General features: G+C 72.5%; 8 protein-coding genes and 1 pseudogene. 6 read left to right on the top strand and 3 right to left on the bottom strand.

What is annotated here, in order from left to right; genetic code table 11:
• Positions 1–2: 2 nt before the first annotated feature.
• The 5 genes from P1P75_RS18645 to P1P75_RS18625 all read left to right on the top strand — a co-directional run bounded on the left by P1P75_RS18645 (position 3) and on the right by P1P75_RS18625 (position 7,271).
• Complete coding sequence (locus tag P1P75_RS18645) at positions 3–1,004, top strand: hypothetical protein (RefSeq protein WP_319256684.1); 1,002 nt, start codon at positions 3–5, stop codon at positions 1,002–1,004.
• A gap of 105 nt (positions 1,005–1,109) precedes the next feature.
• The gene (locus P1P75_RS18640) at positions 1,110–2,663 is read left to right on the top strand and encodes an amino acid permease (RefSeq protein WP_319256682.1); all 1,554 of its coding nucleotides are present in this window, start codon (positions 1,110–1,112) and stop codon (positions 2,661–2,663) included.
• Positions 2,664–2,845: 182 nt separating this feature from the next.
• The gene (locus P1P75_RS18635) at positions 2,846–3,937 is read left to right on the top strand and encodes a mechanosensitive ion channel family protein (protein ID WP_319256680.1); all 1,092 of its coding nucleotides are present in this window, start codon (positions 2,846–2,848) and stop codon (positions 3,935–3,937) included.
• Positions 3,938–4,118: 181 nt separating this feature from the next.
• Positions 4,119–6,338, top strand: coding sequence for an NADP-dependent isocitrate dehydrogenase (locus tag P1P75_RS18630; RefSeq protein WP_319256678.1), 2,220 nt, complete (start codon positions 4,119–4,121; stop codon positions 6,336–6,338).
• A gap of 135 nt (positions 6,339–6,473) precedes the next feature.
• Positions 6,474–7,271 (top strand): N-formylglutamate amidohydrolase, encoded by a 798-nt coding sequence (locus P1P75_RS18625; RefSeq protein ID WP_319256676.1) that lies wholly within the window; start codon positions 6,474–6,476, stop codon positions 7,269–7,271.
• Positions 7,272–7,435: 164 nt separating this feature from the next.
• On the opposite strand, the gene P1P75_RS18620 is transcribed toward P1P75_RS18625, so the two are convergent.
• The 3 genes from P1P75_RS18620 to P1P75_RS18610 are packed head-to-tail and all read right to left on the bottom strand — an operon-like array spanning position 7,436 to position 10,015.
• Positions 7,436–7,927, bottom strand: a complete 492-nt coding sequence (locus P1P75_RS18620; protein WP_319256674.1) for a hypothetical protein — start codon at positions 7,925–7,927, stop codon at positions 7,436–7,438.
• Between the two features lie 5 nt (positions 7,928–7,932).
• Positions 7,933–8,571 (bottom strand): sigma-70 family RNA polymerase sigma factor, encoded by a 639-nt coding sequence (locus tag P1P75_RS18615; RefSeq protein WP_319256672.1) that lies wholly within the window; start codon positions 8,569–8,571, stop codon positions 7,933–7,935.
• A 7-nt stretch (positions 8,572–8,578) separates the two neighbouring features.
• Positions 8,579–10,015: a S8/S53 family peptidase gene (locus tag P1P75_RS18610; protein ID WP_319256670.1), complete on the bottom strand. Its 1,437-nt coding sequence runs from the start codon at positions 10,013–10,015 to the stop codon at positions 8,579–8,581.
• 284 nt (positions 10,016–10,299) lie between these two features.
• Between P1P75_RS18610 and P1P75_RS18605 the strand changes: the two are divergent.
• Positions 10,300–11,984, top strand: a pseudogene (locus tag P1P75_RS18605) (CHAT domain-containing protein); the annotation flags it as partial.

Below are 11,984 nucleotides of genomic sequence, written 5' to 3'. Positions count from 1 at the left end.
TGATGGCCAGAGACGGAGCACTCCCCGCCTACGATCCCGCGGGCCACGACGGTGAACTGCGGACCGCGCTCCAGGAGGTGCGCGCCGGCCGCTGGCTGTCGATGCGGACCCTGCTGGAGCGCACGACGCACTGGTGGCAGTGGACGCAGCGCACCCAGGTCCTCGCCGCGGGAGCGGCCGGCACCGATGTGATCCGGGCCTGGCTCGCCGAGGAACCGGACAGCGTGCCGGCCGCCGTGATGCGGGCCCGGGTCGCCGTCGAGCGGGCCCTGCGGGCGCACCGTGAACGGCACCGCCGTACCCACGAACTGTGGATCGAGGCCTGGGACATGAGCCAGGGCGCCGCCCGCGCAGCCCCGTCGGATCCGGTGCCGTGGGTGTGCCTGCTGGCCCTGGCCCAGCTGGACCGCGGGCAGGCGTGGGAGGAGCACCGGGCGCCGCCGCCGGACCCGACCCTGCCGCCCGGCCCGTGGGGGCTGCTGGAGGAGGCCGTCGAGCGCGACCCGCACAACCGCGAGGCGCACCACCGCATGCTGCAGTTCCTGTACGCGCGGTCCGCGTCCGGCCGGCTCGCGGAGGCGGCGGGCTTCGCCTACCTGGCCGCCGAGGACGCCCCGCCGGGCTCCGCGCTGCACGTCCTGCCGCTGTACGTCCGGGTCGAGCGCTACCGGCGCGGCGGCGGGCGGGAGGCCGCCCTGGACCTGCACTGGGTGGCCGAGGACGCCACCCGTGAGGCGCTGCACGCGCACACGGCCTGGTTCGGGCACAGCGTCCCCGCCGAACGCTCCCCGCTGGACCTCAACCATCTCGCCCACGCGCTGTGGGGAGCGCACCGGTTCTCCGACGCGGCGCGCGTGTTCGACGCGATCGGCCCCTGTCACACGCCTGTGCCCTGGGCGTACCGCTCCGCCGTGCCCGGCGACCATGGCGAGGCCGCGCAGGTGTTCCTCCGGGCCCGCACCCGCACCCGCAGTCGGCCGGCCGTCTCCTCCACGGACGGCTGACGCACCCCCCGGCCGTCGCCCCGCACCTCGATGGCCCGCACCACGCGGCTGCCGTCCGCCCGTATCCGGCAAACCGTCACTCGACCCGTCCTGGGAGGCTCTCGCATGTCCAGCACGTCCGAACCACCGCTGCCCGCGCCCGAACCGGCGGTCCCCACCTCCGTCCCGCGGCCCGACGAGGAGCAGCGGCTGCGCGAGCTGGGTTACCGGCCCGTGCTGGCCCGCCGTATGGGCGGCTTCGGCAACTTCGCGATCAGCTTCTCCGTCATCTCGATCCTCTCCGGCTGCATGACGCTGTACGGCTTCGGCATGGGCGCGGGCGGTCCCGCCATGATGCTGTGGGGCTGGGCCGGGGTCGGCCTGTTCGTGCTGTGCGTGGGGCTGGCGCTGGCCGAGGTCACCAGCGCGTACCCGACGTCCGGTGCCCTCTACTACATGGCGGACCGGCTCGGCGGGCGCCGCTGGGGCTGGTACACGGGCTGGCTGAACCTGCTGGGGCTGCTCGGCGCGATCGCCGGCATCGACTACGGCGCCGCCCTGTTCGCGGGCGCGTTCGCCAATCTCCAGTGGGGCTTCGAGCCGACGCCGGAGAAGACGATGCTGATCTTCATGGCGATCCTGCTGCTGCACGCCGTGCTGAACCTGTTCGGCGTGCGCCTCGTCAGCGTCCTGAACTCGGTCTCCGTCTGGTGGCACCTGGCGGGTGTCGCGCTCATCGTCGGCGCGCTGGCGATCGTCCCCGACCACCACCGGTCGCCGTCCTTCGTCTTCGGCGAGTTCGTCAACCACACCGGCTGGGAGAACCCGCTGTACGTGGCGGCGATCGGCCTCCTCCTCGCCCAGTACACGTTCTCCGGCTACGACGCCTCCGCGCACCTGTCGGAGGAGACGGCCAACGCGTCGGTGTCGGCGGCGCGCGGCATCGTCCGCTCCATCTGGGTGTCCTGGGCGGCGGGCTTCGTCCTCCTCGCGGGCCTCACCTTCGCCATCCAGGACTACGACGCCACCCTCGCCACCGAGACCGGCGTACCGCCCGCGCAGATCCTCCTGGACGGGCTCGGCACGGACGGGGCGAGCGCGCTGCTGCTCGTCGTGATCGTGGCCCAGCTGTTCTGCGGAAACGCCGAGGTCGCCGCGGCCAGCCGGATGGTGTTCGCGTTCAGCCGGGACGGCGCCCTGCCGGGCTCGCACCTGTGGCGCAAGGTCAGCGCCCGCACCCAGACCCCGGTCGCCGCCGTGTGGCTGTCGGTCGTCGTGGCCGGCGTCCTCGCCCTGCCGTCGCTGTACTCGGCGACCGCCTACGGCGCGGTCACCGCGATCAACGTCATCGGCATCACGCCCGCGTACGCCATCCCCATCCTGCTGCGTCTGCGCGCCGGGGACCGTTTCCAGCCAGGTCCCTGGAGTCTGGGCCGCTGGAGCAGGCCGATCGGCTGGATCGCCGTGGTGTGGGTGGCCTGTGTGACGGTCCTGTTCTGCCTGCCGCAGTCCTCGCCGGTGACGGCGGACACGATGAACTACGCCTCCCTCGCCCTCGCCGTCGTGCTGGTCCTGGCCACGGTGTGGTGGTTCGTGGCCCGCCGTTCCTACGGCACGCCCACGGCCGCGGCGTACGGCTCGGACCGGGAGCGGGCGGAGCTGGCCGAAGGCATCGTCTGAACCGGTCGCCGGGTACGAACTGCCGTTCCGTGTACGGCAGGATGAGCGGTCGCGTCCGCGCACGCGGCGGACGCGACCGCACTTCGCACTTCCCGGAATCGAGCAGGTGACCACGTGAGCACACTTCACATCCGGCCGTCGGCGACCCGCTTCGCCGCCGACCGTCCCTCCGGAGGCGACCGGTGAACCGCGCGCTGACCCTCGACGACGCCGTCCTCGCCGGAATCGCCCTGGCCACCGGCCTGTTGCTGGCGTTCCTGTCACGGACGCTGCTGCGCTGGCTGGGCAAACACGCCAAGCGCACCAAGTGGAGCGGCGACGACGTCGTCGTGGACGCGCTGCGCACGGTCGTGCCGTGGGCGGCGCTGGTGGCCGGCGGGGCGGCCGCGGCGGCCGTACTGCCGCTGACCAAGGCGGTCCAGCACACCGTCAACCAGAGCCTGACCGTCCTGCTGATCTTCGCGGTGACGGTGTCGGCGGCCCGGGTGGTCGCGGGGCTGGTGCAGAGCGTCACGCACTCCCGTTCCGGCGTCGCCGGCTCCGCCACGATCTTCGTCAACATCACCCGGGTACTGGTCCTGGCGCTCGGCTTCCTGGTCGCGCTCCAGAGCCTCGGCGTCTCCATAGCGCCGATGCTGACCGCCCTCGGCGTCGGCGGTCTGGCCGTCGCGCTGGCCCTCCAGGACACCCTCGCCAACCTCTTCGCGGGCATCCACATCCTCGCCTCCAAGACCGTCCAGCGCGGCGACTACATCCGGCTCAGCAGCGGCGAGGAGGGCTATGTCGAGGACATCAACTGGCGGCAGACCACCGTGCGCAACCTCTCCAACAACCTGGTCGTGATCCCCAACGGACAGCTCGCCAAGTCCAACATGACCAACTTCATGCGCCCCGAGCAGCAGCTGACCATCCTGGTGCAGGCGGGCGTCGCCTACGACAGCGACCTGGAGCACGTCGAGCGGGTGACCTGCGAGGTCGTCACCGAGGTGATGACGGACATCACCGGCGCCGTCCCCGACCACGAGCCGCTGGTCCGCTTCCACACCTTCGGCGACTCCCGGATCGGCTTCACGGTGATCCTGGGCGTCGGCGAGTTCAGCGACCAGTTCCGGATCAAGCACGAGTTCATCAAGCGCCTGCACCGCCGCTACCAGCACGAGGGGATCCGTATCCCCTCGCCCGCCCGGACCGTGGCCCTCCAGCAGGGCGCGGTGGTCATCCCGCAGCAGCGCACGGGCGACGACCTGGTGCCGCCGGCGGTCCTGCACGACTGACCCCTCCTCTCCCGGCTGATCCTCTGGCCAGATTTCGCACACGGCGGCCGGTCCGGCCCGAGACCGGCCGCCGTGGCGTCCCGCACCGGGTTCGCGCCCGCCGTGGGGTCCTGTCGAGTCCGGGTCGGTCACGAGATATCTTGATGTCGAGCAATGTTGCAGACGTGGAGCGGAGCACCCGGTGACTGACTCGACCATCATCTATACGCACACTGACGAGGCCCCGGCCCTGGCGACGTATTCCTTCCTGCCGGTGGTCCAGGCGTACGCCTCGCAGGCCGGTGTCTCCGTGGAGACGCGGGACATCTCGCTGTCCGGGCGCATCATCGCCGTGTTCCCTGAATACCTCACCGAGGACCAGCGGATCGCGGACGACCTGCACGAACTGGGCGAGCTGGCCAAGACGCCCCAGGCGAACATCGTCAAGCTGCCGAACGTCTCGGCGTCGATCCCGCAGCTCAAGGCCGCGATCGCCGAGCTTCAGGCGCAGGGCTACGCGCTGCCGGCCTACCCGGACGACCCCAAGACCGACGAGGAGCGGGACATCCAGACCCGCTACGACAAGATCAAGGGCTCGGCCGTGAACCCGGTCCTGCGCGAGGGCAACTCCGACCGCCGCGCCCCCGCGTCGGTCAAGAACTACGCCAAGACCCACCCGCACCGCATGGGCGCCTGGACGAGCGAGTCCAAGACCAACGTCGCGACCATGGGCGAGAACGACTTCCGCTCCACCGAGAAGTCCGCCGTGATCTCCGGGAACGGCTCCCTGCGCATCGAGCTGGTCGGCGAGGACGGCACCACCACCGTCCTGCGCGAGTCCGTACCGGTCCTCAAGGACGAGGTCGTCGACGCGTCCGTGCTGCACGTGGCCGCGCTGCGCGAGTTCCTCACCGCACAGATCGCCCGCGCCAAGGCCGACGACGTGCTGTTCTCGGTGCACCTCAAGGCCACGATGATGAAGGTCTCCGACCCGATCATCTTCGGTCACGTGGTGCGCGCCTTCTTCCCGAAGACCTTCGAGCAGTACGGCGCGACGCTGGCCGCGGCCGGCCTCACCCCGAACGACGGTCTCGGCGGCATCCTCAAGGGCCTTCAGGCCCTGCCCGAGGCCGACGCGATCAAGGCCTCCTTCGAGGCCGAGCTGGCCGAGGGCCCGGCCCTGGCGATGGTCGACTCCGACAAGGGCATCACCAACCTGCACGTGCCGTCCGACGTGATCGTCGACGCCTCGATGCCGGCCATGATCCGCACCTCCGGCCACATGTGGGGCCCGGACGGCCAGGAGGCCGACACCCTCGCGGTGCTGCCGGACTCCTCCTACTCCGGCGTCTACCAGGCGGTCATCGACGACTGCCGCGCCCACGGCGCCTACGACCCGTCGACCATGGGCTCGGTCCCCAACGTCGGCCTGATGGCGCAGAAGGCCGAGGAGTACGGCTCGCACGACAAGACCTTCGAGGTCAAGTCCCCCGGCACGGTCCGCCTCGTCGACCAGGACGGCAACGTCGTCCTGGAGCAGTCCGTCGCCCGGGGTGACATCTTCCGCGCCTGCCAGACCAAGGACGCCCCGATCCGCGACTGGGTCAAGCTGGCCGTCACCCGCGCCCGCGCCACCGGCAGCCCGGCGGTGTTCTGGCTGGACGAGACCCGCGCCCACGACGCGCAGCTGATCGCCAAGGTCCACACGTACCTGGCGGAGCACGACACCGAGGGCCTGGACATCCGGATCCTCAACCCGGTCGAGGCCACCAAGCTGTCGGTGGAGCGCATCCGCCGCGGCGAGGACACCATCTCGGTGACCGGCAACGTCCTGCGCGACTACCTCACCGACCTGTTCCCGATCCTGGAGCTGGGCACCAGCGCCAAGATGCTGTCGGTGGTCCCGCTGATGGCGGGCGGCGGCCTGTTCGAGACGGGCGCCGGCGGTTCCGCGCCCAAGCACGTCCAGCAGCTCGTCAAGGAGAACTACCTGCGCTGGGACTCCCTCGGTGAGTTCTTCGCGCTGGTCCCCTCGCTGGAGCAGTACGCCACGTTCACGGGCAACGCCCGCGCGAAGGTCCTCGCCGACGCCCTCGACCGCGCCACGGCGACCTTCCTCAACGAGGACAAGTCCCCGACCCGTCGCGTCGGCGGCATCGACAACCGCGGCAGCCACTTCTTCCTGTCCCTGTACTGGGCGCAGGAGCTGGCGCGCCAGAGCGAGGACGCCGACCTCGCGAAGGCCTTCGCCCAGCTCGCCGAGTCCCTCGCGGCGAACGAGCAGAAGATCGTCGAGGAGCTGAACTCCGTCCAGGGCCGGCCGGTCGACATCGGCGGCTACTACCGGCCCGACCCGGAGAAGGCGGCGGCGGTCATGCGCCCGTCGGCCACCTGGAACGAGCTGCTCGCCTCCCTGAGCTGACGCTCACCCGCCCGCACACCTTGGCCCCGACCGGTGCACCGCCCGGCCGGGGCCAAGGTGCGTGGCGGGGTGGTCGCGGCGATGTGGCACCTTGATCGTGCACCTCCGCAGCCGATCAGCCCCGGGAGCCCCCGTATGAGCCCTGCCGAACCGTCCTTCACGTTCCTGCCCGGTGCCGGCGGGTCGCCGGTGATCCTGCACGTACCGCACTCGGCGCGGGAGATACCACCGGGCGTGCGGAGGGCAATCGTCCTGGACGGTCCGGCGCTGGAGCGGGAGCTGGACCACATCACCGACGCGCACACCGCGGAGATCGCCGAGGCGGCGGCGCGGCGGGCCGGGGTGAGGCCGTGGCGGTTCGTCAACCGGCTGTCGCGGCTGGTCGTCGACCCGGAACGGTTCCCCGACGAGCGCGAGGAGATGCTGTCGGCGGGGATGGGCGCGGTGTACACGCGGACCACCCACCGAGAGGTCCTGCGCGGCCCGGACGCCGATCCCGAGCCACTGATCGAGAGGTACTTCCGCCCCTACGCGGCGGCGATGACGGCCGCCGTCGGCGAGCGGCTGGCGGCCGTCGGCCGGGCCGTGATCATCGACGTGCACTCCTACCCCACCGGGGCGCTCCCCTACGAGCTGCACGGCGAGGGCCCGCGCCCGCCGGTGTGCCTGGGCACCGACGCCTTCCACACCCCGCCCGAGCTGCTCGCCGCCGCGAGGAAGGCGTTCGCGGCGATCGGGGAGACGGGACTCGACAGCCCGTTCGGCGGGACGTACGTGCCGCTGGCTTACTACGGGACGGACCCGCGGGTCTGCGCCCTGATGGTGGAGATCCGCCGCGACACCTACATGAGCGAACCGGGCGGCCCGGCCGGCCCCGGCCTCACCCGGCTCGCCGAGGCACTGGCGGAACTGGTGGACGCGGTCTCCGGCTGACCGGGGCCGTGCGGCGGAGGGGCAGCGACACCTGGTGGGCGAGCCGGGAGCAGGGTCCTCGGGCGGACGTGCCGTCGGTCGGTGTCGCCGGCGACCGCCATCCCCTGCCGCGGCGGCGAGCACGAGTGTAAGGCGGCATCAGGGGGCGGGCGGTCTCCGGTCGGTCAGGCGCGCATCCACTCGGTGACCACGACCTCGCCGCCCGCGCGCAGGCGCAGGGCGAACGGGCCGGTGGGCCGGGCCTCGCTGGTGAAGCGGCCCATGTCGTCGGCGGTCAGGGCCGCTCCGGCGCGGGGGCCGTCGAGGACCTCGATCGACGCGGACTGCGGGGGCAGCAGCTGGCCCATGATGCCGCACGGGGTCACCTCGACGTCGACGGTCAGCCCGCCGCTGTGGAAGGTGAGCATGCGCGGTACGTCCACGGCTCCCCTGACCGGGATGGCGTCGACCAGCGAGTCGAAGGTCAGCTCGGCGATCTTCGCGTCCAGGTCGTGCAGCGCGTAGGCCTCGACGGCGAGGAGGCGCAGCTCGGCCGGTACGGGGTCGAGGATCGCGGCGGCTTCGCGGAGTTCCGCCTCCAGCCCGCTGTCGTCGTACTCCCCGTCGCCGGAGGCCTCTTCGAAGGTGTCGTCGGTGTCGTCCATGGCATCGTCCATGTGGCTCACAGGGCTCCCCGTGCGTCGAGTCGGGCCCGCAGGCGGCGCAGGCATCGCTGGCGCATCGGTCCGATGCTGCCCACGGCGATGCCCAGCGCGGCCGAGACCTCCTGGTAACTGGGCGGCGGCGAGGAGATCAGCACCCGCAGCAGCTGCCGGCAGCGCTCACCGAGCGCCTCGAACTCCTGCCAGAGGTGACGCACGCGCTCACTCTGCGCGGCCGCCTCCTCCGAATCCAGCACCGACTGCTCCGGCGTACGCTCCTCGCTGACGCGGTCGAGCAGCTGGGGATCGTTCGTCGGTGTCAGCCGCCGCAGGCTCTTGATCACTTTCAGGCACTCGTTGCGCGCGGTGCTCGCCAGCCAGGATCCCGCCTTCTCGGGTTCGCGGATCCGCCCGAGGTGCTGGGCGAACCGGAACCACACCGTCTGGTACACCTCGTGGCCGTCGGCGTCGGAGAGCCGATGCGCGCGCACGACCGACCAGACCAGCGGGCTCAGCCCTTCCACGATCGCCTTCCAGGCCGCCGTGTCACCGTCTACGGCGGACTGGACGAGCGCGCCGACTTCACTACGGTCCACGGTCCCACCCCTTGTGTACGGCAAGTCATCGTACGCCGTGAAGGGGCCGGCCCCGGACCTCATGACGGCCTCACGCCGGGACGGCCGGCTGCCCCACGGGCACCGGGGTCCAGGTGGCCGGCAGCAGCGCCGCGACGTGGGCGCCGCGCACCTCGGCCGACTCGGCTTCGGCGGCGAGGAGTTCTTGGGCGGCGGCGCGCGGGTCGGTCAGGCCGTTGGCCGTCATGTGGGCGGCGACCAGTCCGGCGACGACGGGCGTCGCGAAGGAGGTGCCGCTCCAGGAGGCCAGCCCCTCGAACATGACCTGGTCCGGTTTGCCCGCGGTGGCCGCCGTGTCCTCGCTCAACTGCCCGGTGTGGCGCGGCGACTGGCAGGTGCAGGAGTAGGTGAAGCCGTAGCGGCAGGCGTCGTAGGTGGAGTGCTGGTACACGTAGGGGACGGGGCTGCCGAAGCCGGTGAGGGCACTGGTGAGGCGCTCGCCGGGGGCGTAGACGCGCACCCAGGGGCCGTGGTTGCTGAAGCAGGCGCCGAACTCGCCGTCGCCGCGCAGCGCGCCGACCGACAGCACGGCGTCCGCGTACTCGGGCAGCGAGGCGTAGGCGGCCGGCCAGAACGGGGTGGCGCTGGAGTTGTTGCCGGCGGCTGCCACCAACAGGGTGCGCTGGGCACGCAGTTCGTCCATGAAGGCGGCGACGCCGAGGAGGCCGTCGACGCGGCCGTTGGAGGTGCCGGCGGAGAGGCTGAGGATGTCGGGCCAGCCGCCCTCCTCGACGGCCTCGAAGAGCTTGTCGCCGAAGTCGTACTCGAGGATCGCGCCGGCGTCGTTGAGGGTGTTGCGCACCGTGATGTCGGTGTTGGGGGCGACGGCAGCGACCAGCCCGGCGATGAACGTGCCGTGCCCGACGTACTGCTGGAGGACGCCGCTGTCGTCGGTCTCCCGGATCTGCGCGTCGCCCTCGGTGTGGGCGAGGAGCGGGTAGGAGCGGTAGTCGTGCATCAGGCCGGTGTCGACGACGAGCACGCCGACGGCGCCGGCCGGGTCGTGGACGGCCTGGACCGCGGCCGGGTTGGGCGGCGCGTTGTAGGCCGCGGGCACCGGCTCGTCGCCGGGGCAGGCGTTGACCGCGATGGACACCACGTGGTTGCGGCTGACCAGCCGGCGGCCCACGCGGTTCTCGGCCCCACGCAGGGCGCGCAGCGCTCCCGCGACGGCGCGGTCGGCGCCCGCCACGCCCTGGCCGGGGTCGGAGACCTGGATGCGGGTGATGCCGGAGCGGTTGGCCTGCGGTCCGGACCGGCGCACATGGTCGGGGGTGAGGTCGGGCGCCGCGGTGAAGTGTGTGCGGACGGCGTCCTCGACGACCCGGGCCTCCTCGCCGTCGCGCGCCAGGACGACGCCCTTTTCGTAGATGAACTCGCCGGAGTCGTCCGGTCCCATCGCCAACGGCACGCCGGGCAGTGCGCGTTGGATCTGCCCGAACTGCTCGTGGAATCGCTGTGGTGCCATGGCGTGTCCTCCCCTGAACCCGATGGTCTTCAGTCAGAGCCGCGAGACCCTCATCTGATACAGGTGGTGCGACGACAGGGACCCGGGGTGCGGTTGCGGCCGCACGCCCCCGACGTACGCGCCGCTCGCCCCAGGGCGTACGCCGGGCGGTGTGCGCGCGGCCCGTTGACGCGACGTCCAATTGATACGTCCTGAAACCACTCCAGCCCTGTGTGACATGCGACCGGAGCACTACCATCCGTGGGGTGACAGCGGGAAACGACACGGTTCTCGAACTGCTGCCCATGGTGTTCGCCGCCCCCAACGACGCCCTGGCACGGGCGGAGGGAGTGCTCCACACCGATCCCCCGCCCCTGCACGCCTCGGTCGCCCACCAGGTGATCGGCATCTGGCAGCGGGACTGGGGCGACATGCGTCTCGCCCTGGACCATCTGCGGCGCGCCCGCGTGCTGGCGGCACGCGCCGACTCCGCCGAGCGGGAGTCCGACGTCCTGGGCACGCTCGGCGTGGCCCTGGTCCACGCGGGCCGCACCCGGCAGGGCCTCGCGGCGTTCGAGCGGGGCATCGAGCGCGGCACCGGGCACACCCGCGCGCGCGTGCTGTACCGGCGGGCCTACTCCTGGTGGGTCCTCGGGCATCACCGCGAGGCGCTGGACGACGTACGCAGGGCGATCACCGTGCTGCGGCAGGCGGGCGACGTCATCTGGACGGCTCGCGCCCTCACCCTGCGCGCCACCGTGCATCTGGCGCTCGGCGCGGTGGACCGGGCGGACGCCGACTTCACGGCGGCCGAGGCACTGTGGGACACCACCGGCCAGGAGCACGACAAGGCCGACGCGGTGGAGAGCCGGGGGCTGGCCGCGTTCCGCTCGGGTGACGTGCCGGCGGCGCTGCGGCTGATGGACGAGGCCGAGGAGCGCTACGCCAAGCTCGGCACGCCCACCTTCATGCTCGACATCCGGCGCTGCGAGGTGCTGATGGCGGCCGGGCTGGCGCCCGAGGCGCTCGCCGAGGCGGACGCGGCGATCACGGTCCTCGACGGGATCGGCGGGCAGTCCACCCGCAAGGCGGAACTGCTGCTGGCAGCGGCGCGGGCCGCCCGGCTCGCGGGCGATCCGGTCACGGCGACCGCGCGGGCGGCCCTGGCCGTGCGGCTGTTCGCCGGGCAGCGCCGCACCTGGTGGGAGGCGCACGCCCAACTCGTTCTGATCGAGGCACGGTTGGCGACCGGGCGGAGTTCGGGACGGCTGGTCGCGGACGCGGTCCGGGTCGCCGAACGGCTGTCCTCGTTCGGGGCGCCCGCCGCGCCGGAGGGCTGGCTGCTGGCCGGCCGGATCGCGCTGGACCTGAACTGGGCCCAGGACGCCGAACGTTATCTGGCGGTCGCCGCGCGCAGCCGGCGCGGCGGGCCGCCGCTGGCCCGGATGACGGGCTGGGCGGCGCAGGCGCTGTGGGCGCGCGCCACCGGTTCGGGGCGGGGCGTCCTGGAGGCCTGCCGGCGCGGTCTCGACGTCCTCGACGACCACCGCACCACCCTGGGCGCCTCCGAACTGCGCGCCCGCGCCACCGCGCAGGGTGCCGAACTCGCCGCGCTCGCCCAGCAGGTGAGCCTGGAACGGGGCGGGCCGCGGCAGTTGCTGATGTGGAGCGAACGCTGGCGGGCCACCGTGCTGTCGGCGCCGCCCACCCGGCCGCCCGCCGATCCGGCGCTGCTCAGCGGGCTCACCGCCTACCGTGAGATCGCCGCCCGCGCGGAGGGCGCGCGGATGGACGGCCGCCCGGTACCGACGCTGGAGCGCGAACAGCGCAGGCTGGAACGGGAGATCCGCTCCCGCACCCTGCACATCCGCGGGGACTCCCCGGGGGACGGCGACCACTTCGACGTGGGCCGGCTGCTGGAGCGGCTCGGCGACGCACGGCTGGTCGAGATCGCCGTACTGGACGGGCGGGTGCAGGTGCTGTTGTGCGG

The organism is Streptomyces sp. ID05-39B, from assembly GCF_033794725.1.
Taxonomy (GTDB): domain Bacteria; phylum Actinomycetota; class Actinomycetes; order Streptomycetales; family Streptomycetaceae; genus Streptomyces; species Streptomyces bobili.
Note: the sequence above shows the minus strand (reverse complement) of the source record. Positions and strands in the feature narration are given on the sequence as shown.